At 64.3% G+C, this 19,354-nt stretch carries 19 protein-coding genes and 2 pseudogenes; 11 read left to right on the top strand and 10 right to left on the bottom strand.

The genetic code is table 11. From position 1 onward, the window contains the following. Positions 1 to 35: 35 nt before the first annotated feature. Genes CD932_RS24455 through CD932_RS24445 form a run of 3 tightly spaced genes read left to right on the top strand, consistent with a single transcriptional unit; the run spans position 36 to position 1,733 of the window. Positions 36 to 725: a thiol:disulfide interchange protein DsbA/DsbL gene (locus tag CD932_RS24455; protein WP_094445849.1), complete on the top strand. Its 690-nt coding sequence runs from the start codon at positions 36 to 38 to the stop codon at positions 723 to 725. 5 nt (positions 726 to 730) lie between these two features. Further along, positions 731 to 937, top strand: coding sequence for a hypothetical protein (locus tag CD932_RS24450; protein WP_094445500.1), 207 nt, complete (start codon positions 731 to 733; stop codon positions 935 to 937). Positions 938 to 986: 49 nt separating this feature from the next. Continuing rightward, the gene (locus CD932_RS24445) at positions 987 to 1,733 is read left to right on the top strand and encodes an SDR family oxidoreductase (protein ID WP_094445499.1); all 747 of its coding nucleotides are present in this window, start codon (positions 987 to 989) and stop codon (positions 1,731 to 1,733) included. Here the strand turns inward: CD932_RS24445 and CD932_RS24440 are convergent. From CD932_RS24440 to CD932_RS24415, 6 genes are all read right to left on the bottom strand, one after another. Beyond that, positions 1,730 to 2,605 carry an efflux RND transporter periplasmic adaptor subunit gene (locus CD932_RS24440; RefSeq protein WP_094445498.1) on the bottom strand — a complete coding sequence of 292 codons (876 nt, stop codon included), beginning with the start codon at positions 2,603 to 2,605 and terminating at the stop codon, positions 1,730 to 1,732. The genes CD932_RS24445 and CD932_RS24440 overlap by 4 nt on opposite strands. Before the next feature lie 37 nt (positions 2,606 to 2,642). Beyond that, entirely contained in the window at positions 2,643 to 2,843 is a 201-nt protein-coding gene (locus CD932_RS24435; RefSeq protein ID WP_094445497.1) for a DUF1656 domain-containing protein, read from the bottom strand. Then, positions 2,833 to 4,980, bottom strand: a complete 2,148-nt coding sequence (locus CD932_RS24430; protein WP_254926754.1) for an FUSC family protein — start codon at positions 4,978 to 4,980, stop codon at positions 2,833 to 2,835. The genes CD932_RS24435 and CD932_RS24430 overlap by 11 nt, the downstream gene beginning before the upstream one ends. A gap of 21 nt (positions 4,981 to 5,001) precedes the next feature. Next, complete coding sequence (locus tag CD932_RS24425) at positions 5,002 to 5,511, bottom strand: MarR family transcriptional regulator (protein WP_094445496.1); 510 nt, start codon at positions 5,509 to 5,511, stop codon at positions 5,002 to 5,004. A gap of 81 nt (positions 5,512 to 5,592) precedes the next feature. Next, positions 5,593 to 7,008 carry an efflux transporter outer membrane subunit gene (locus CD932_RS24420; protein ID WP_094445495.1) on the bottom strand — a complete coding sequence of 472 codons (1,416 nt, stop codon included), beginning with the start codon at positions 7,006 to 7,008 and terminating at the stop codon, positions 5,593 to 5,595. A 122-nt stretch (positions 7,009 to 7,130) separates the two neighbouring features. Further along, positions 7,131 to 7,445, bottom strand: coding sequence for a DUF4148 domain-containing protein (locus CD932_RS24415; protein WP_176461128.1), 315 nt, complete (start codon positions 7,443 to 7,445; stop codon positions 7,131 to 7,133). 255 nt (positions 7,446 to 7,700) lie between these two features. On the opposite strand from CD932_RS24415, the gene CD932_RS24410 reads away from it, so the two are divergent. Together CD932_RS24410 and CD932_RS24405 are read left to right on the top strand one after the other, a co-directional pair. Further along, positions 7,701 to 8,018, top strand: a complete 318-nt coding sequence (locus CD932_RS24410; RefSeq protein ID WP_094445493.1) for a hypothetical protein — start codon at positions 7,701 to 7,703, stop codon at positions 8,016 to 8,018. 54 nt (positions 8,019 to 8,072) lie between these two features. Beyond that, positions 8,073 to 8,396, top strand: coding sequence for a hypothetical protein (locus tag CD932_RS24405; protein WP_094445492.1), 324 nt, complete (start codon positions 8,073 to 8,075; stop codon positions 8,394 to 8,396). 41 nt (positions 8,397 to 8,437) lie between these two features. Here the strand turns inward: CD932_RS24405 and mgrA are convergent, their stop codons facing one another. Continuing rightward, positions 8,438 to 9,478 (bottom strand): L-glyceraldehyde 3-phosphate reductase, encoded by a 1,041-nt coding sequence (gene mgrA / locus CD932_RS24400; RefSeq protein WP_094445491.1) that lies wholly within the window; start codon positions 9,476 to 9,478, stop codon positions 8,438 to 8,440. A 442-nt stretch (positions 9,479 to 9,920) separates the two neighbouring features. Here mgrA and CD932_RS24395 point away from each other — a divergent pair. From CD932_RS24395 to CD932_RS24375, 5 genes and pseudogenes are all read left to right on the top strand, one after another. Continuing rightward, positions 9,921 to 10,667, top strand: a pseudogene (locus CD932_RS24395) (IS110 family transposase); the annotation flags it as partial. Positions 10,668 to 10,737: 70 nt separating this feature from the next. Further along, complete coding sequence (locus CD932_RS24390; RefSeq protein WP_254926503.1) at positions 10,738 to 11,208, top strand: transposase; 471 nt, start codon at positions 10,738 to 10,740, stop codon at positions 11,206 to 11,208. Next, complete coding sequence (locus tag CD932_RS24385; protein ID WP_094442113.1) at positions 11,205 to 12,230, top strand: integrase core domain-containing protein; 1,026 nt, start codon at positions 11,205 to 11,207, stop codon at positions 12,228 to 12,230. The genes CD932_RS24390 and CD932_RS24385 overlap by 4 nt, the downstream gene beginning before the upstream one ends. A 36-nt stretch (positions 12,231 to 12,266) precedes the next feature. Further along, positions 12,267 to 12,551, top strand: a pseudogene (locus tag CD932_RS24380) (transposase); the annotation flags it as partial. A gap of 285 nt (positions 12,552 to 12,836) precedes the next feature. Then, entirely contained in the window at positions 12,837 to 14,375 is a 1,539-nt protein-coding gene (locus tag CD932_RS24375) for a CYTH and CHAD domain-containing protein (RefSeq protein ID WP_094445489.1), read from the top strand. 13 nt (positions 14,376 to 14,388) lie between these two features. Here the strand turns inward: CD932_RS24375 and CD932_RS24370 are convergent, their stop codons facing one another. Further along, positions 14,389 to 14,751, bottom strand: coding sequence for a lysozyme inhibitor LprI family protein (locus tag CD932_RS24370; protein WP_254926753.1), 363 nt, complete (start codon positions 14,749 to 14,751; stop codon positions 14,389 to 14,391). Between the two features lie 110 nt (positions 14,752 to 14,861). Then, the gene (locus tag CD932_RS24365; RefSeq protein WP_094445487.1) at positions 14,862 to 17,858 is read right to left on the bottom strand and encodes a sensor histidine kinase; all 2,997 of its coding nucleotides are present in this window, start codon (positions 17,856 to 17,858) and stop codon (positions 14,862 to 14,864) included. Positions 17,859 to 18,039: 181 nt separating this feature from the next. Here CD932_RS24365 and CD932_RS24360 point away from each other — a divergent pair, with 181 nt between their 5' ends. Beyond that, positions 18,040 to 18,330, top strand: coding sequence for a hypothetical protein (locus CD932_RS24360; RefSeq protein WP_094445486.1), 291 nt, complete (start codon positions 18,040 to 18,042; stop codon positions 18,328 to 18,330). 47 nt (positions 18,331 to 18,377) lie between these two features. Here the strand turns inward: CD932_RS24360 and CD932_RS24355 are convergent, their stop codons facing one another. Further along, a complete protein-coding gene (locus CD932_RS24355; protein ID WP_094445485.1) occupies positions 18,378 to 18,788 on the bottom strand; it encodes a VOC family protein in 411 nt (136 codons plus the stop codon). Positions 18,789 to 19,354 lie beyond the last annotated feature (566 nt).

The following is a 19,354-nucleotide window of genomic DNA, read 5'->3' as shown; positions in this document are numbered from 1 at the left end:
CACTGTTTTCGACCATTATGATGAAGGATATGATTATGCGTTTCCCGCGCTTCCTGCGTTCCCTGCTGCGCCCGGTGCTTGCCGCCACCTTCCTGCTTGCCGCAACCGGCGGCGCGATGGCCGCCGATACGGGCTTTACCACGTTGGCCACGCCGCAGCGCGCCGATACCGGCAAGAAAGTGGAAGTGGTCGAATACTTCATGTACTCGTGCCCGCATTGCTACGCGCTCGATCCGCTGATGCACGACTGGGTCCGGAAACAGGGCGACAAGATCGCCTTCCGCCGCGTTCACCTGGCCTTCTCCGGCCCGAAAGATCCGCAGGCGCACGCCTACGTCACGCTGGAAACCATGGGTGTGCTGGAGCAATACCATGACAAGATTTTCCGCGCCATCCACGTCGAGCGCAACCGCCTGATGACCGATGGCGCCATCCTCGACCTGCTGGTCAAGAACGGCATCGACAAGGCGAAATACCTGGAAATGTTCAACTCCTTCGGCGTCCAGACCAAGCTCAAACGCAATGAGCAGGTGATCAGCGCCAGCAAGATCGACAGCGCGCCGACCATCGTCATCGACGGCCGTTTCGTCACCTCGCCGGCGCAGTTGTCGCGCCCGGGCCAGTCCGAGCCGCAGACCCAGCAAGCGACGCTGCGCGTGATGGATGAGCTGGTAGCACGTGTGCTGAAAGAGCGCGCTGCCGTGCCTGCGCCGGCGAAGAAGTAATCGCCATGAAACAGCTGCCCTGGATCTTGTGCGCAGCCGCCCTGGCGCTCGTCGCCTGGCTGGCGCTGGCCGTCGTCAACGTGGAAAACCAGCGCAACGCGCTGGCCAGCAAGGCCTGCGCCGAAACCGACACGCAGTGCCTGGCGGCGGCCAGCACGCGCGCGCACTGGTGGCAGCATCTGGCGCATGCGATGACGCATGTGCGTTCATAATCACTCAACAGCCCGCTTCGAGCGGGCTTTTTAATGCATGGGAGTAATAATGAAAGAAGTCATCCTGATTACCGGCAGCAGCCGCGGCATCGGTGCGGCAACCGCCTTGTTGGCGGCGCGCCAGGGTTACGCCGTCTGCATCAATTACGTGCGCGACAAGGAAGCGGCCGAACTGCTGTGCGCGCGCATCCAGGACGAAGGCTTTGAAGCGATCGCCGTGCAGGCCGATGTCGGCGAGCAAGCCGAGGTGGAAAAACTGTTTCTTGAAGTCGATGCGCGCCTGGGCGCCATCACGGCGCTGGTCAACAACGTCGGCGTGCTCGAGCAGAAATGCCGGCTGGTCGACATGTCGGTGCAGCGCATGGAGCGCGTGATGCGCACCAATGTGATCAGTTATTTCCTGTGCAGCCAGCAGGCCGTGCGGCGCATGTCGACCGCTACCGGCGGGCAGGGCGGGCGCATCGTCAATGTATCGTCGGCGGCCGCGCGCCTGGGCGGCAGCGCCGAATATATCGACTATGCGGCCTCGAAAGGCGCGATCGACACGTTGACCATCGGCCTGGCCAAAGAGGTGGCGCAGGAGGGCATCCGCGTCAACGGCGTGCGGCCCGGCCTGATCTACACCGAGATCCACGCCTCGGGCGGCGAAGCGGGCCGGGTCGACCGACTGGCAAGCGGCGTGCCGATGCAGCGCGGCGGCCAGCCCGATGAAGTGGCCGACGCCATTCTTTACCTGCTCAGCCCTGCCGCCAGCTATGTGACCGGGGTGCTGCTGGACGTGTCGGGCGGGCGTTAAACCTTGCTCGCCTTTGGGTGCGGCGTGATCACCACGGTGCAGGTGGTGCCGGCCACCAGCACCAGGCCCTTGGGCTGCTGGTCGATATGGATGCGCACCGGCACGCGCTGGGCCAGGCGCACCCAGTTGAAGGTCGGGTTCACGTCGGCCAGCAGTTCGCGGCCGGTGGCGGCGTCGCGGTCGGTGATGCCGCGCGCGATGCTTTCGATATGGCCGTGCAGGGTGCCGCCGCTCATCAGAGTCATTTCCGCCTGGTCGTCCTGCGCCAGCATGGCCAGCTTGGTCTCTTCAAAATACCCCACCACGTAATATGAAGCGCTGTCGATCACGGCCAGCTTGGCGGCGCCGACGGCGGCAAAGTCGCCGGCGTGCACGTTCAGGTTGGTGACGTAGCCGTCGACGGGTGCGCGCACGGTGGTGCGCTGCACATTGAGCTGCGCCAGCGTGCGCGCGGCCAGCGCGCCCTGCACCTGCGAGTTGGCGGCACTGGCGGCGTAGGCGGCGCTCTCGCGGCTCTCGGTCGAGATGATGCTCGCGTCCAGGCTGGCGCGGCGTTGCGCTTCCTTGCCGCGGCGGCCCTGCTCCGTCCTTTGCGCGGCCAGCACCGCGTCGGCCTGGGCCAGCGCGCTGGCGTAGCGCTCCTTGTCGACGAGGAACAGCACGTCGCCCTTGTGCACCAATTGGTTGTCGCGCACCAGCACCTCGGTGACGGTGCCGGCCACGTCGGCGCTGATATTGATCACGTCGGCCTTGATGCGCCCGTCGCGCGTCCAGGGCGATGTCATGTAGCGGTCCCAGACGGTCTTGCCGATCCAGAGCGCGGCGGCGAGCAGCAGCAAGGTGATTGCGTAGCGGGTCAGTCTGGTTACCATCGCGGTAGCCCTTCCTTGGTCAGGTTGAACGGTTTTTTTATTTGTAGAGACTCAATGACAGCGCGCCGAAGATGGCGATGAAGATGCACAGCCGCGCCAGCGACGGATGCCATACCAGCCGGTATACGCCGAGCCAGCCGAACACGCGGTCAAACACGGTTTGCAGCGCGATGCTGAGGATGAACAGGGGCAGCAGGGTGGGCAGCAATACCCCGAACAGGGCGAATTCACGCGGCATGATGGTCTCCGGCGGCAGGCGCCATATGGTCCAGCAAGGAGGTGTACAGGGAGTGCAGATCGGCCAGCGCCGTTTGCAAGCGCACGTAGCGCTCCGCACCGGCATCGATCTGCGCCGCACGCACGCAGGCGCCGGCCTGCAGGGCCGCATCGATGGCCGCCTGCAGCTCGGCTGGGCCACGGGTGCGCAGCCAGGCGGCGATGCTGTCGACACAGTTGGCCAGCGCGCAGGTGGCGGCGCCCGGCGCGGTCGAGGTGGCGACCAGTTCGCGCACTTCGATCACCGAGTGGCCGATTTCGAGCAAGGTCAAGGCCTGGCGCACGACGGCGCGCGCTTGCTCCCCCGGCGCCGGGCCGGCCGCCGCATTGAGTTGGCTGAGCAGGTCGCGCATGCGGTTGTCGAAGCGGTGCTTGTTATGGCTGCCTGTTGACAACCGCGACGTGCAGGCGCGCAGCGCTTCGCGCCACAGGGCCGGGCCCACGTGGTCGCGGTGGCCCATGGTGTGCTCGGGCAGGATCACGGCAAACACCACGCCGGCCAGCGCCAGGCCGACGATCAGCGCCAGGCCCGTATTGAGAAAGGCGGCGCCGTCGACGTGCATCAGATTGGCCGGCGCCATCTGCGTCATGAAGGTCGCCACGCCCAGGCCGATGCCCATCCTGGCCGGATTGCTCATCAGGTACAGGCCCACGGCCAGGAAGGGCGCAAAGCTCAGCACCAGCATGGGGAAGCCGTCGCCGTGCACCAGCACGCCATACACGCACACCAGGGCCAGCGGCATGGCCATCAGGGAGCCCGTCAGCACCTGGCGTATCATCGCGATCGGCCGCGGCACCGACGAGGCCAGCGCGCAGAATATACCGGCCATCAGCATGGCGGTGCCGGCATACGGCCAGGCCAGAAACCAGGCGCCCAGCGCCAGCAGGGCCAGGCTGATGGCGGCGCGCGCGCCGCTGGCCAGCACCAGCGCCGGCGGGGTTTTCGGCGCATACGCTTGCGGCGTGCTCACCACCAAAGGCGTGTCGTGCGCCAGGCTGAAATAGACCTCGTGAAAGCGGCTGATGTCGCGCGCGAAGCGTTCCAGCAGTTCGCAGACGGTATCGAAATCGATGCGCTGCGCATGTTGGACGTCGGTCGCGTCGATCCGCGCGCGCGCCTGCGCCAGCGCCGCCTGCAGGTGCAGCTGCATGGTATCGAGCGAGTCTTGCGACGGGCGCGAGCGCAGCGCCTCGGCGATGATGTCGAACAGCGGTGCGCAGGCCTCGACCACCTGCGTGTGGCCCTCGCGCTGCAGGCGTTCGAACAGGCGGTGAAAGGTATAGAAGGTGGTCAGCGCCGTCATGAAGGTGGTGTTGAAGGCATGCAGCTTGCGGTTTTGCGCGCGCACATGGCTGACCGCGTCGCTCACTTCGAACAGCGCGGCCGAGCGGCCCAGCTCCAGCGCGGCGACATCGGCGGCAAAGCGCAGGTGCGTCACTTCCACCTCGGCGGCGGACAGCTTTTGCCGCAGCACATCCTGGCAAAAGCCGAGCAATTTGGCGTAGCGCGCTTCGACCGCGCGCATCACTTGCGTGCCCTGGTGGCGCGGCAGCAGCACGCTTGACACCACCGCCGAACAGATAATGCCCAGGCTCACTTCGGCCACGCGGGTGACGGCCAGCGCGAACACCTGCGTCGGCTGCTCGATGGCCGGCAGCACGATCATGCAGGCCGTATAGCCGGACAGCACATACACATACGATTGGGCGTTGCGGTACAGGGCGGCGCCGCTGGTGCACAGGCCCACCCACAGCGCCAGGCCGGCAAACAGCAGCACCGGCTGCTGCGGGAAAAAGCCGATCAGACACAGCGCGGCGGCGCAGCCGAGCAGGGTGCCGCACAGGCGGTAAAAGCTTTTTTCCAGCACCATGCCGCTGCTGGGCAAGGCCAGGATAATGGTGGTGGTCATGGCCGTGCTGGGCGAATCGAGGCCCAGGCGGTAGGCCAGCCACAGCGCGCAGAAGGCGGCCGTGAGGGTCTTGGCGACGTAGATCCAGCGTTCGCCTTCGGTCGCGCGCCAGTCGCGCAGCGCTTGCGCCAGCCAGCGTGCGGCCCGTGGCAGGGGGCCTGTGTGTGAGGTTGCTGTGGCTGGCGTCATCGATAAAGGGGGGGCTGGAAATCAGCAGTCCGGGTGGTTGAGGTTATTCAGGTTGCGCAACTGGCGTGCATACAGTTTGTCGAGCACCTGCAGCTCTTCGGCGGTAAGGCCTTCATACAGCGACGAGGTGTCGGCGCACACGTCGGGCAGCGCCGCTTCGATCAGGGCGCGGCCCTGGTCGGTCAGCGAAATCATCACCGAGCGGCGGTCGCCGGGGCGCGTGCCGCGGTGGATCAGGCCGCGCGTTTCGAGGTCGTTGCACACGCGCGTCAGGTTGGCCGGCTTTTCATGGCAGGCCATGCCCAGCACGGCAGCGCTCGAGGTTTCGTCTTCGGTGCCATACAGCACGGCCAGCACCATATAGCTGGCGTCGACCAGGTCGTATTTTTTCAACGCCGCATTGGTCAGGTCTTTCATGCCTTTCTGGATGTGGTACGTCATGCGCAGCAAGCGCATCAGTTCCAGCGGGAACGCCGGCATGCGCGTGCGGATATGCTGCAGCCGCTTCGAGGTGGCGTCAAATGCTGTCATGTCGTGTTCCTTTGCGTATGAATAAAGCGCTGATTGTAGCTTGTCATGTTGTGCCAACGCTAATATTTTGGCCTGCATCCGTCAGTCCTCGATTGCGCCTCCCAGTGCGTTCATCAGGGAGACATACAGATCGAGTTCGCTGGCCCCATTCTGTGCCTGTTCCCGCTGTTCCGCCAGCAGCGCCACTTGCATGTTGAGCATGTTGATGGCGTCGCTCATGCCGGCCTGGTAGGCCTGCTCGGCCAGGTCGCGCGCCCGCTGCGCCGTGGCCAGCGCCTGCTGCGTCAGCGCATGCTGTTTCTGCAGCGACTGCGCTTTTGTCACGGCATTGGCAACATCCATCATGGCGTTGATGACGGTGGCGTTGTACTGCTCGACGGCGCCGTCGTACACGGCCGTCTGGCTGCCCAGCTGGGCGCGCAGGCGGGCGCCGGCAAAGATCGGCAGGCTCAAGGCCGGCGAGGCGCCGCGCACTTGCGAATTGGCATCGAGAAAATGGCTGAAGCCGAACGCCTGGAAACCGGCAAACGCCACCAGGTTGACGTTCGGATAAAACTCGGCCCTGGCCGCGTCGATGCGGCTGGCCGCCGCTTGCACGCGCCAGCGCTGGGCGGCGATATCGGGGCGGCGGCCGATCAGGTCGGCCGGCAGCGCTTGCGGCATGGCCAGCGGGCGGTCCAGGCGCAGCACCGGGCGGCTGATGGCGGCGCCTGCCGACGGCCCCTTGCCCGACAGGGCCGCCAGCTGGTTGCGCAGCAGGGCCAGCGCTTCGTTGGTTTGTTCCAGCTGGCGCCGGCCGGCGGGCAAGGTGGTTTCCACCTGCGCCACGTCGATGTCGGTGCCGATGCCGGCCTGGCGGCGGCGCCGGGTAATGTCGAGGATGCGCGCGCGCTGCGCCAGGCTGTTCCGGATCACGTCCTGCACCGTGTATTGGTACGACAGCGCGATGTAGGTGCGCACCAGCGCCGTTGCCAAAGCCAGGCGCGCCATCTGCGATTCGGCCGAGGCCAGCTGCACATCACCCAAGGCGGCGGCCAGCGCGGCGCGGTTGCGGCCCCACAGGTCGAGGTCATACGAGGCGGTGACGGTGGCCTGGTTGCGCCACGCATAGTTGCCGGCCAGCGGCGCTGGCGTAGCGCCATGCTGCGAATACAGTTCGCGGTTGACCGACACGCTGGCGTCGAACTGCGGGCGGCTCTTGTCTTCGGCCGCGCCGGCCAGTGCGTCGGCCTGGCGCACGCGCGCCTGGGCGCCGCGCAGGGTGGAGCTGTCGGCCAGCGCCTGCTCCATCAGGCGGTTCAGCTGCGGGTCCTGCAGCGCCTGCCACCAGCGGGCGCGCGGCCAATCGATGGCGGCGCTGGCCGCGTCATCGATGTTGCCGCCGTCGAGCGCGTGCGCATCCGCCAATGTGGCTTGCGGGGCGATATGGCCCATGTCGGCGCAAGCGGCGAGGGCAAGGGCCAGGCAGGCGGCCAGCAGACGGCGGGGCAGGGACATGCGCGGCACTCCAGGGAAAATAGTCGGTAAATGAGGCAAGGCTCGCTGCGGTGAGCTCGCCAGGAGTGGCCTGGGCAGGCTGCGCCGCAACGCGGTAGTGCTAAAAACCGGCTGACGGGTTTTTATTTGACGACATGGTGGGTCGTTTGCGAGAAATCGAAGTCGGCTTCCGTCTGCGGGATCTGGCCAGCCTTGCGGGCGGCGTAGAACTCGTTCAGGACCTGTTCGCGCGTCACGGTGCTGGCGCTGGTGGCAGGGGTGGTCGGATAGGTTTCGGCGCTGGCGGCAATTTCGCCGGCGTTGCGGGCACGGATATATTCGGCCGTGACATCGGCGCGCGTCAGTTGCGCCGTGTTGGCCGCTGGCGCTGTGCTCTGGGCAAAAGCCGACGAGGCGGCGGCAACGAGCAAGGCTGCTGTGATGGATTTGACTTGCATGATGAACTCTCCTGTTGGGGCATGGCTGGGTGGATGGGCCGGATCGCCACGTACCGGTCGACTCGGCAGCAGGGCGCGGGTGGCGCCTTGCTGCCGATGAAACATGTTTCTGGATCAGAAGCGTGCTTACTTGAATGAACTATAGCAATGAATAGTACATTTGTGAAGTAATTTTTTCAAAGAACAGGTGCCGCAGCCGTGCGACATTTCTGGCGAGGGTGGAGTACAGTAATATTTTGTTAACGGGAGAACAGCATGAGCGCAAGCAGCCTCGATCCAGACAACCTGCCCGGCTTGCCGGACCGCGTGCTTGGCACGGGCCATGGCAAGGGCGCCCTGGGCCCCAGCGACAATTCCGACAGCGGCAGCGATGTGCAGGGCATCCCCGGCCAGGACCAGGAAAGCCTGGACAGCGACAGCGATGCCGCCGGCACGGGCGAGCGCGCCGGCGTGGAACCTCAAAACGCGCAGCTTGATGGCGCCGATATCGATGTCGATCATGTCGAACGCATGGTGCCAGATCGCACCGTGGACGATGTCGAAGGAGAGGAAGACCTCGATCGCCCTGACTGAGCGTAAAATGGTGGCTGGGGCAAGCCGGCACCAGTTCACCAGGAAGCAGCAGCGATGACGCAAGACAAACCAGACAGGCAAGAGAAACAGAAAACCTTGATGTCGATGTACCGCGAGACGCGGCCGCGCGAGTTTGTCGGCGAAAAAAGCACCACCAACCACCTGGCCTGGAGCCTGCTCATCGTGTTGGCGGCGCTGGCCTTCTGGCTGGTGCTGGCGCTGGCGGCGGCGGAAAATCAGCGCCATGCCCTGCAGACCCGGGTATGCCAGGACCGCGTGTTTCCCACTGAGCTCGATACCGCCTGCCTGCAACAGGTCAGGTCGCGCGCGCACTGGTGGCAGCATGTAGGGCATGCGCTGGTGCATATGGGATCGTAAAAAATGGGCGCCGATCAGACGCCCGTTTTGCTTGTTTGGCCTTATTTGGCTTTCGATGGCCCTTCCCACAGATTGATATGGCCTTCGCGCGCCAGCTGGTCGATGGCGCCCAGCTCTGCTTGCGTAAAGCCCAGTTGCCCCAGCGCCGCCACGTTTTCGCGGATCTGCGCGCTGCTGCTCGCGCCGATCAGGGTCGAGGTGACGCGCGCATCGCGCAGCACCCAGGCCAGCGCCATCTGCGCCAGGCTCTGGCCGCGCACTGCCGCGATCTGGTTCAGGCCGCGCACCCTGGCCAGGTTCTCCTCGCTCAGGTGCTCCCTGGTCATCGAACCGCCGCCGGGGCGGTTGATGCGCGCATCCTGCGGCACGCCGTCCAGGTATTTGTCACTCAGCAGGCCTTGCGCCAGCGCCGTGAAGGTGATGCAGCCCATGCCTTCGTCGTGCAGGGTGTCGAGCAGGCCGTCGTCCTCGATCCAGCGGTTGAGCATGTTGTACGACGGCTGGTGGATCAGACACGGCACTTTCCAGCCGCGCAGCAAGGCCGCCGCTTCGGCCGTCTTTTGCGGCGAATACGACGACAGGCCCACGTACAGCGCCTTGCCTTGCTGCACGGCGGTGGCCAGCGCGCCCATGGTTTCTTCCAAAGGCGTGTCGGCGTCGAAACGGTGCGAATAAAAGATGTCGACATAGTCCAGGCCCATGCGGCGCAGGCTCTGGTCGAGGCTGGCGAGCACGTACTTGCGCGAACCGCCGCCCTGGCCGTAAGGGCCGGGCCACATGTCCCAGCCGGCCTTGGTGGAAATGATCAGTTCATCGCGGTACGGTAAAAAGTCGTCGCGCAGCAGTTTGCCGAAATTGCTTTCCGCGCTGCCATACGGCGGCCCGTAATTGTTGGCCAGGTCGAAATGGGTAATGCCCAGGTCGAAGGCGGTGCGCAGCATGTCGCGCTGGACGTCGAGGCTGGTGCTGTCGCCGAAGTTGTGCCACAGGCCCAGCGACAGCAGCGGCAGTTTCAGTCCGCTGCGCCCGCAAGTGCGATATTGCATCTGTTCATAACGATTCTCGGCGGCGTGATAGGTCATGGTGTCTCCTCTGGTGGTGAAGCGCTTATTCTCGCGCAAATCCGGCAAGCGTGCGTAGCCGCTCCCCAGCCGTACAATGATTCTTTTCCTGATCACGGAGAATGAAATGGACGTCTCCCTCCTACACGAGCCGCAGCGATGAATCGAACTGAAAGCGAATTACGCGAATCGGCGGGCAACGTCCGGACGCTCTGGAGGAGCGCCGGGCATGCGCAGGGGTACGCCCTTCGGGCTACCTCGCCTTCGCTCGGCTCAAATCGCCCCTGCCGACGGATCACGAGGTGGTTGGCTTGTTTTACGTGGGGAGAATTGGCGGCCTGTGACTGGCGGCGAGATAGATGGCAGATGACGCGTGGCAAGGAGTGGGTTCTCGCTTGCCAACGGCATCAAATGTGCCAGAGTGGAAGTGCAAATAAACCACTTGAGGGAAGGAGAACCCACCATGAATTTTACCGCTTATGGCGTCGACACTGCCAAGAACGTGTTCCAGGTGTATTCGGTCAACCGAGAAACCGGAGAGGTTCTGAACAAGCAGATCAAACGGGCTAAGTTCCTGGAGTATTTCGTCAACAAGCCTGCGTGCCTGATCGGGATGGAAGCGTGCGGAGGGTCGCATCACTGGGCGCGCGCCTTGCAGGCATTGGGACACGAAGTGAGGATGATGGCGGGCAAGGCGGTCAAGGCTTTTGTCAATGGCAACAAGAACGATGCCGCCGATGCGCGCGCGATCTGGCTTGCGCTACAACAGCCGGGCGTGCGGGCTGTGGCGGTGAAGAGCGAGATGCAGCAGGCGGTGCTGTCCCTGCACCGGATGCGGCAGCAGTTGGTGAAGTTTCGCACGATGCAGAGCAACGGCTTGCGCGGTTTGCTTGGCGAGTACGGCGAAGTGATGCCGATTGGCAGGACCGCGCTGAACCGTGGCATGAAGGACGCGCTGGCGCGACTGGCTGAGCGTTTGCCTGCCCTGTTAATCGATACCCTGCGCGAACAGTGGGACATGTTGGCCCGGCTGGACCAACAGATCCTGCAGATTGAGCAGCGGCTGCTGGCATGGATGCGGCAAGACCGGGCCAGTAAGGCGATCGCCGAGATTCCAGGTGTCGGCTTGCTGACGGCGACGGCGGCGGTGGCAGCCATGGGCAACGCGAACGCGTTCAAGTCCGGGCGCGAGTTCGCCGCTTGGCTTGGCCCCCTGTGTCAAACTGTCGTGAGACAACTTCAGCAGTCTAATTAAAGAAGTTGCACACCCAGGTCATAGAATGAAAATCAGTCATCAGCAGCAGGATATCGATAACGCCGTATCTTTGGAGGGCGCCTCGCAGGGAGCCCGCAGGGCGAGCGTAGAGGCGCCCTCCAAAAAAGCCGACGCGGAGGTCGTCGCGGTGGCGCGCCGTCGCAAATTCACCCAGGCCTACATGCAGCGTATCGTGCGCGAAGCCGACGCTTGCACGGTGCCTGGCGCCATCGGCGAGCTTTTACGACGCGAAGGCCTGTACAGCTCGCATTTGAGCACTTGGCGCGCCGCCGTGGCCGCCAGCGACGCAGCGTTGCAGAGCCCGAAGCGCGGTCCGAAACCTGACCCCGCCAAGGCCGCCGACCGCCAGCTGGCGCGCCTGCAGCAGGAGAATGACAAGCTGCGCAAGCAACTGGGCAGAGCCGAACAAATCATCGATGTCCAAAAAAAACTTTGCGATTTGCTGGGCTTGCCCACGGCAGTGGAAGTGCCGTGATGCAGGCAGCCATCGCACTCGTGGTGCCGCTGGGCGCGCGCGCCGCTTGCGCCGGTTTGGGTGTGCCACGCGCCAGCCTCTACCGCGCCCGCCAGGCACGTGTGCCGCAGCACACGGTGCGACGGCCGCGCCGCTCGCCGCTGGCCTTGGACGAGGCTGAGCGCGCGGCCATCCTGGCATTGTTGCATTCACCTGAGTACGTCGACGTCGCCCCGCGCACGGCCTATGCCATGCTGCTCGACGCCGGTCTCTACTTGGCCTCGCCGTCGACCTTTTACCGCTTGTTGCGCGCCAGCAGTGGCACGCGCGCACGCCGCGACGAGCTGCGCCATCCCGCCTATGCCCGGCCCGAATTGCTGGCCACCGCACCGCGTCAGGTGTGGTCGTGGGACATCACCAAACTGAAAGGCCCGGCCAAGTCAGCGCACTTCCATTTGTACGTCATTCTCGACATCTTCAGTCGCTACGTGGTCGGCTGGATGATCGCCGACTGCGAGTTGGACGCGCTGGCCGAAAGCCTTATCGGCACCACCTGCGACCGCGAAGGCATCGTGCCGGGAACGCTGACCCTGCACGCTGATCGCGGTGCGGCGATGCGTTCCAAACTGGTGGCCGACCTGCTCGTCGATATGGGTGTGCTCAAGAGCCACAGCCGTCCCTACACGTCGGACGACAACCCGTTCTCGGAGGCGCAGTTCAAGACGATGAAATACCGCCCCGAGTTTCCCGAACGCTTCGGTTCGCTGGCCGATGCGCGCGCCTTCTGCCAGGTGTTCTTTGCTTGGTACAACGACGAACATCGGCATTCCGGCATCGGCTACATGACACCGGCGGCCATGCATACAGGAACAGCTTTGGCCATTCATGCACAGCGCGACATGGTCTTAGAAGGTGCCTTCGCGCGTCATCCCAACCGCTTCAAACAGCGCCGTCCGCAGCCGCCGGCGCTACCCACCGAGGCCGGAATCAATATGCCAAAGAACACGTCAGGAGACGAGACCACAGCTAAAATTGCCCTCTAAACTATTTACAAAAACTGTCTCAAATAGTTTGACACCTTCCGTGGTCTGGTGCCGGCGCAGACCGGAACAGGCGGCAAGGTCCGGCTGCTCGGGATCAGCAAGCGCGGCGACACTTACCTGCGCACGCTGCTTACTCATGGTGCCAGGTCAGTGCTGATGCATACCAAGGAGCCAGGCAAATGGTTGCAGGACATCGGCAAGCGCCGCCCGCCGAACGTGGTCGTGGTGGCGTTGGCGAACAAAATAGCAAGGACGATCTGGGCGCTGCTGGCGCACGATCAGAAGTACGACAAAGAACACGTCAGTCTCCGACCAGCGTAACAGCCCGGAACGAACGTAAATATCAATCAACATAAGGATGGAATGTCAAAAGGTTGCGCAAGGTATTAACGTGTGATGACAAACAGGTCAGACCGGGACTTACTAAACCTGAATGGCGAGTCGGGCACAAAGCCCGCCAGGAGAATGAGGTGTAGGTCAGCGGATTTCATCGGGGCCGGCAGGGGAGAGACCGTTGCCGCAAGGCCGGATATAGAACTGCAGCCTATCCTGTCTGGAACACACAAAAAACACCTTGGCAAACGGGAGACGTCCATATAGTACGCCATGGAAGTCGAACTCAAACTCCTGCTCGATGCGCGGCACGCCGCGCGCTTGCGCGAGCACCCCTTGCTGGCGCGGCAGGCGAGCGGAGCGCCGCTGCAACTGACCATGCACGACCTGTATGTCGATACGGTGGACCTGCAGCTGTGCCGCCACCAGGCCGGCCTGCGCGTGCGCCATGTCGACGGCGCCTGGGTGCAGACCCTGAAGGCGGGCGGCAGCGTGCGCGGCGGCCTGCACAGCCGCCATGAGTGGGAAAGCGCGGTGGCCGGTCCGCAGCCCGAGCTCGATGGGCTCGACGCCATGATCGGCGCCAGGCAGCCGGTGCGCGCGCTGCTGCGCCGCAAGGCGATCCGCAACCAGCTGCATACGGTGTTCAGCACGCGCATCGAACGCACGGCCTGGCAACTGGCCACGCCGCAGGGCGACCTGGTCGAATGCGTGCTGGACCAGGGCGTGATCGAGAGCGGCGGACAAAGTGTTCCTGTCAGCGAGATCGAACTCGAACTCAAGGCCGGCCAGCCGGCCGCCTTGTTCGAGATCGCGCTGGCGCTGCTGCGCGACGTGCCGCTGCACATCGGTCAGGCGAGCAAGGCCGAACGCGGCTATCGCCTGGCCGCCGGCCTGGCCATCGAAGCCGTCAAGGCGCGGCCTTTGTCATTGAACGGCAAGCTGTCGGTCCAGCAGGGCTTCCAGGCTATCGCCGCCAATTGCCTGGAGCAGATCAGCGCCAACCAGGATGGCGTGGCTGGCGGCGAGGACATGGAAAGCCTGCACCAGATGCGCGTCGGTTTGCGCCGGCTGCGCTCGGCCTTGTCGCTGTTCAAGCCGCTGCTGGCCTTGCCCGATGAGCTGCGGGCCGATCTCGACTGGCTGGCGGGCACGCTGGGCGCCGCGCGCGACTGGGATGTGCTGAGCCATGACACGCTGGCGCCATGCGAGGGCGAGGTCGCTGCCGACCTGCTGGCGCCACTCGCCGAGGCGGCGCAAGAGGAAGCGCGCACGGCGCACGCGCAGGCGGCCGAAGCGCTGGCCGACACCCGCTACACGCAGCTGATGCTGACCTTGCAGCGCTGGCTGCTCGCGTGTGGCTGGCGCGAGGGCATCACGCCACGCCAGCGCCGCGCACTGGAGCAGCCCTTGCCGCGCTTTGCAAAACAGGCGTTGCGCCGGCGCCAGCGCCGCCTGCGCCAGCGCGGCAAGCTGTTGTCAAAGGGAACGCCGGACGAGCGCCATGCGATACGCATCGCTGCCAAGAAAGCGCGCTATGCGGCCGAGTTCTTTGCCTCGCTGTTCAGTGCCGGCAAGGTGCGCGCGTATGTGAAACCGCTGTTGGGCTTGCAGGACGTGCTGGGCGGTTTGAATGACTTGCAGGTGGCCGACGGCTTGCTGCACAAGCTGGCCCACGGGCAGCCGGCGCTGCAGGAACCATCGTCGTTTGTGCGCGGCTACCTGGCGGCGCGCGCGCACGAGCGGCTGGGCGACGCGCACGGCATGCAGCGTGCCTGGCGGCGCTTCAAGGCGGCGCGCCTGCCAGGCTGAGTGGTTGGCGAGCTTATTGCAGCTTGCTGTTCTGGCAGCCCGAGCTGGAACACTCGCGGTAGCGGTCCTGCAGGAATTGCGCGCGCTTGATGGTGGTGTTGGTGGCGCAATCGAGGTTCACATAGAAGCCCGAGCTGTCTTTTTTCGAGCAGCTCTGGTTGCGCTCGTTGATCCACGACAACTGGCCGGATTTGAGGCTCTGTTTGCCGTTGGCGTCGAGCTTGGCGGCCAGTTTCTTGTAGTTGTCGTTCAGTTCCTTGTCCGCTTCCTGGTACACCTTGTTCAGGCAATACAGGCCGTCGAAATCGTTGCGCGGCGTATCGCAGGCGGAATTGGCGAAGGCGGAGCCGGAAGCGCACAGCAGCAGGGCAAGCATGCATTTTTTCATGGTGGTCTTTCAAAAAAGTGGGACGATGGCGATGAGGGAAGCTGCCACTTGCGTATCCTACAATAATCTCCGTTCTTGCCGTGTACGCCTGGGGCCTTTCAATATGCCAGATGGCCCGGCACGCTCACCTCGATCTGCGTGCCCGCGTCAGCGCGGCTGGTGATGGTCAAGGTCGCCCCGATGCTGGCGGCGCGCTCGCGCATGCCGACCAGGCCCCAGTGGCCGGGCCGTCCTGTTTGCGCCACCGCATCGTCGAGGCCGCAGCCGTCGTCGCGCACGCGCAGGACAAAGGCTTTTTCGGCGTAGTCGAGTTCGAGCACGATATGCGCCGCTTCGGCATAGCGCGAGGCGTTGAACAGCGCTTCGCGCGCGATCGCATAGACTTCGTCGTGCACGCACGGCTGCAGGCGGCGGCATACGCCGCTCACGCGCACCTCAAAGGCGTGGGCGCGGTGTTCGGCCAGTCCCTTGCCGAATTGCTGTAGCGCCAGGCGCAGTTCGTCGGGCGGGGCGACGGCGCGCAAGTCCATGATCTGGTCGCGCCCTTCGATCAGCAACTGGTCGGCCAGGTTCAGGGTGCCATCGAGACGCGCGCGTTCACGCGTGCCCTGCGGCAGCATGTGCGCGTGCGCGTGAAATGACAGGATCAGCCCCTGCACGCTTTGCAGCAGGGTGTCGTGCAGCGAGCGGGCGATGCGCGAGCGCTCGGCCAGGCGTTCCTGCAAGCGCTCCTGCAGCCGCGCGTGCATGCTGCGCTTGAGGTGGCCGATGCGCAGCACGTAGCCGCCATACAGCAGCAGCGCGCCGCCCAGCGCCAGCAGCAGCTTGAACCACGGCGTCTGCATGAAGGTGGGCGCGATCACGATCTCGAGCTGCGCGCCTTGCGTGTTCCAGACGCCGTCCTCATTGGCGGCCAGCACCTCGAAGCGATAGCTGCCTGGCGCCAGATTGGTGTAGTACGCTTCGCGCCGCCCCACCGCTTCCTGCCAGCCGGCGTCCACGCTGCCGAGCCGATAGCGCAAGCGCACGCGCTCGGGCATGGACAGGCTCAGCGCCGTAAAACCGATCTGCAGGTTCTTGCTGCCCTGCGGCAGGCGCAAAGGCTGGCCGGGCCGCGTCGGCCAGGGCTTGCCATCGGCCAGCAAGGTGTGGATCTGCACGGGCGGCGGCATGGTATTGCGGGCGATATGGGCCGGGTCGAGCATGGCGATGGTGGCGGCGGTGGCAAACCACAGCTTGCCGTCGGGCGCACGTATCAGCGAAGGGATCGGGCGCAGTTGCGTGGCATGGCCCTGCAGGCCGTCGAGTGCGTCGAAACGCTCGAACTCCACCGGCCTGGCGGTGTCGGCCAGCCAGGCTGCCAGGCTGCTGGCGGTGATGTGATAGATGGCGTCGGCGCCATGCAGCCACAGCTCGCCGTCCGGCAGGCGCAGCATGCCCGACACGCCGCGAAAGGTTTCATCCTGGTTCCCGCGCAGCGTATGAAAACGGCCGGCGCGGTACAGCGCGACACCGCGCTCGCCGCCGGCCCACATGGTGTCGCCATCGCGATACAGCTGCAGCACGGCGCCCACCTGCAGGCCGTCGCGCGCGCCCAGGCGCCTGACGGCGCCGTCGTGCTGGTCCTGGCCGACCATGCTGATGCTGTTGTCGGCGTGGCCCAGCCAGACCGTGCCTCGCCCATCGATCGCCATGGCCGTGGTCAGCACCGTGGGCAGGCCCGACAAGCCGCCGTCCCTGACCCAGGTCCCCCTGGTGCGGCGGAACAGCCCGCCGCCCGAAAACGCGGCCCACAAGTTGCCCGCGCGGTCCTGCTGCAGCGCCTGCGGATCGAGGCCGGCCACGCCAGGGGGCAGCGCCACCGGCGTAAACACGCCATTGACGGCGCGCTGATGCAGGCCCAGTTCATTGCCTAGCCATAAAGTGCCATCTGGCGCCCAGTGGCTGGCCGCCAGATGCCCCTTCAATTCGACCTTTTTCACGCCGTCGGCCGTAAAGCTGCGGACGTCGCCCGCATAGTCGCCGATCCACACGTCGCCGTCCGGTCCCGGCAGCATGCCCGGATGGTCGAACGGTTCGGCCACCGGCAAGGTCTTCAAGCGGTTCGGGCGCAAGCGGTCCAGCCCGGCAGAGGTGCCGAACCACAGATTGCCTTCGCGGTCCTGGAAGCTCGATTGCGGCAGCGGGCCGCTGATGCCGTTCTGCCGCGTCAGCCGCTGCGCCGGCAGGCTGGGCCCGCCGGGCACGAACTTGCGCTCGATGCCGTCCGCGCTGAACAGCCACATGGTGCCGTCGCGGTCAAAGCGCATGCCGTTGCCGATGGCGTCGGGCTGCAACGGCCTCTTGCCCGGCGGCTCGCTGGTGCGCACGCGATAGTAATGGTTGTCGTTGTCGACCGCCCAGATGGCGCCGTCGGGCGCTTCGGCCATGCTGACGAGCATGGTGCGCGGCCAGGCGTGTGAAAAACGCGCCTGGCCGGGCCGCCGGAAGAACACGCCGTACATGGTGCCCATCCACTGCGTGCCGTCGCGGCCGAACAGCACCTGGTACACGCGCCGCGTCGGCAGCCCGACGTTGTCGCCTTGCATCTCGAAGCGCTCCGCGCCCGGCGCCAGCCGCGCCGCGCCGTCGCGCGTGCCGACCCAGATGGCGCCATCGGGCGCGCGTTCGATATGCAGCACGGCGCCCGTTGGCAGTCCTTCGGCCGCGCCATAGTTGCGCGCGCCATCGGGGCGAAACACCGTCACCCCGCCCAGCCGGTAGCCGATCCAGATGGCGCCGTCCGGTGCGATCGCCAGCCCCAGCACATTCGACGAGGGCAGGCGGTGGCCATACACGCTGTCGGTACGCTCGAAATGCACGCCGTCATAGCGGTACAAACCGGTGGCGGTGGCAATCCACAGCCAGCCATCGTTGCCCTGCGCGAACTTCAACACATCGACCGGCGCCCCCTGCACCGCGCCCCAGGCGCTATGGCTGTAGTCGGACAATAGCGGCGCCGGCGCCGGTGCGGGCGAGGGAGCGCCTGCCGCGCAGGACAGATGGAGCGCCGCCAGGGATACGGCGAGCAGGCGGCGCAGCAAGCGAAAAAGCATGGAGTGGATGCAGGAGTGGAAGCGGTTGAGCTGGACTATGATTATAGTCGAGTAACAAGAGGGCAGCCTGGCGCAGCGGGCAAATCTGAAGGGGCTTGTTTGCATTACCATAACGCAATATCATGCATGGATGACAAGGCACTCGCTCTGCGTTCCCGGTCTACCCTACAAGGAATCAACCATGCAGCTGTTCTGGACCATCTGGGCTGGCGTTGTCGTCGGCCTTCTGTTGCTGGCAAGCCTGATCGAAATCAACGGCGCGCGCAGCGGCTTCCTGGGCGCGAACGGCTTTATCCTGTTCACCAGCGCCTACCTGACCGTCTTCAGCAGCCCGGTGCTGTTCATTATTACTTGGGTGGTCAGGGATTTCCTGACGGCGCTGATGGTCTGGGGCGTCGGCGCGGCCGTGTATGCGGCGTTATTTATGGGGATGGTGAAGGTGATTGAACGGATGACGCGCAAGGCTTCGTAGGGGGGCGGCGGGATTGGGTGCGGAGGGGATGTTGTCGCAAGAGGCGGTCAGCTGAAAAATTTCATTCCGTCGTAGGGTTTTCGTTTACATGCAACCAGCCGTGACGTGAGCGTGCCGACGTGTGCCTCCAACTGGTGGCCGTCAGGGTCGAGGAAATAGAAGGAATCTCCTTCGCTGCTATTTTGCTGCCACGCATGCACCCCGTGCTCTAGAAGCCTTTTTTTGAATTGGTCGAGGTCTTCAGGGCGGATCGAAAACGCATAGTGGGTATATGTCGTGGTCCGCTCCGAGATCGCTCCCCCGGACAGTGACAGGCATACCCAAAGCTCGGCTAGAGACAGGTAAGCTCCAGTATTCCAGATGGCCTCTGGTTTCAACCCAACTAAATTCGAGTAAAAATCGAAACTGCGCGACAGGTTGCTGACAGAGAGGGTCAGGTGGTTGAAAGCAGTGAGCATTGGAAACCTTGCTGTGAACTATATAAAAATGCTATCTTATCAAACTGGCAGTTTCAATGGATACTTGTCTCCTTTCTGCCCAAAAGCGGACATTGCTCCCGGCTCTATAACCTCAGCAGTTCAGAATGCACGTCCCAACGACCCGACAAGGGACTACAGGGGCGGAAAAAGCGGGCCTTTAGCCCGCTGATAGTGATCAGTCGAATTGTTAAACCAGTGCATCAAAATAAGCGCGAATGATATGGCCGAGAATAGATAGGAAATGAAACTGTTGCGCAGTAGAATTACGTGCAATAAAGATAATATTATTAAAAAACTAGGGGTAACAAATGAATTTAAGGGATTGGGCAGTAATAACATCTATAGTTGTCGGAATTACCGCATGTGGCGGAGGTGGCGGGGGAGGAGACAATAGTGGTCAAGGTGCTGCACAGACAAACGCAGCACCGATTTCGAACGCCGGAGCGGCTCAGAACACCGTCACCAGCACAATTGTGACGCTGGACGGCAGCGCCAGTTCCGATGCCAACGGCGACACGCTGACATATGCCTGGACGCTGACCGGC

Origin of the sequence: Janthinobacterium sp. PC23-8, assembly GCF_002250505.1 — a bacterium.
Lineage (GTDB): Bacteria > Pseudomonadota > Gammaproteobacteria > Burkholderiales > Burkholderiaceae_D > Janthinobacterium.
Note: the sequence above shows the minus strand (reverse complement) of the source record. Positions and strands in the feature narration are given on the sequence as shown.

Coding starts and splice junctions, on each gene's coding strand:
- CD932_RS24455 (WP_094445849.1), top strand. CDS start 36: ATGCGTTTCCCGCGCTTCCTGCGTTCCCTGCTGCGCCCGGTGCTTGCC.
- CD932_RS24450 (WP_094445500.1), top strand. CDS start 731: ATGAAACAGCTGCCCTGGATCTTGTGCGCAGCCGCCCTGGCGCTCGTC.
- CD932_RS24445 (WP_094445499.1), top strand. CDS start 987: ATGAAAGAAGTCATCCTGATTACCGGCAGCAGCCGCGGCATCGGTGCG.
- CD932_RS24440 (WP_094445498.1), bottom strand. CDS start 2,605: ATGGTAACCAGACTGACCCGCTACGCAATCACCTTGCTGCTGCTCGCC.
- CD932_RS24435 (WP_094445497.1), bottom strand. CDS start 2,843: ATGCCGCGTGAATTCGCCCTGTTCGGGGTATTGCTGCCCACCCTGCTG.
- CD932_RS24430 (WP_254926754.1), bottom strand. CDS start 4,980: ATGACGCCAGCCACAGCAACCTCACACACAGGCCCCCTGCCACGGGCC.
- CD932_RS24425 (WP_094445496.1), bottom strand. CDS start 5,511: ATGACAGCATTTGACGCCACCTCGAAGCGGCTGCAGCATATCCGCACG.
- CD932_RS24420 (WP_094445495.1), bottom strand. CDS start 7,008: ATGTCCCTGCCCCGCCGTCTGCTGGCCGCCTGCCTGGCCCTTGCCCTC.
- CD932_RS24415 (WP_176461128.1), bottom strand. CDS start 7,445: ATGCAAGTCAAATCCATCACAGCAGCCTTGCTCGTTGCCGCCGCCTCG.
- CD932_RS24410 (WP_094445493.1), top strand. CDS start 7,701: ATGAGCGCAAGCAGCCTCGATCCAGACAACCTGCCCGGCTTGCCGGAC.
- CD932_RS24405 (WP_094445492.1), top strand. CDS start 8,073: ATGACGCAAGACAAACCAGACAGGCAAGAGAAACAGAAAACCTTGATG.
- mgrA (WP_094445491.1), bottom strand. CDS start 9,478: ATGACCTATCACGCCGCCGAGAATCGTTATGAACAGATGCAATATCGC.
- CD932_RS24390 (WP_254926503.1), top strand. CDS start 10,738: ATGAAAATCAGTCATCAGCAGCAGGATATCGATAACGCCGTATCTTTG.
- CD932_RS24375 (WP_094445489.1), top strand. CDS start 12,837: ATGGAAGTCGAACTCAAACTCCTGCTCGATGCGCGGCACGCCGCGCGC.
- CD932_RS24370 (WP_254926753.1), bottom strand. CDS start 14,751: ATGCTTGCCCTGCTGCTGTGCGCTTCCGGCTCCGCCTTCGCCAATTCC.
- CD932_RS24365 (WP_094445487.1), bottom strand. CDS start 17,858: ATGCTTTTTCGCTTGCTGCGCCGCCTGCTCGCCGTATCCCTGGCGGCG.
- CD932_RS24360 (WP_094445486.1), top strand. CDS start 18,040: ATGCAGCTGTTCTGGACCATCTGGGCTGGCGTTGTCGTCGGCCTTCTG.
- CD932_RS24355 (WP_094445485.1), bottom strand. CDS start 18,788: ATGCTCACTGCTTTCAACCACCTGACCCTCTCTGTCAGCAACCTGTCG.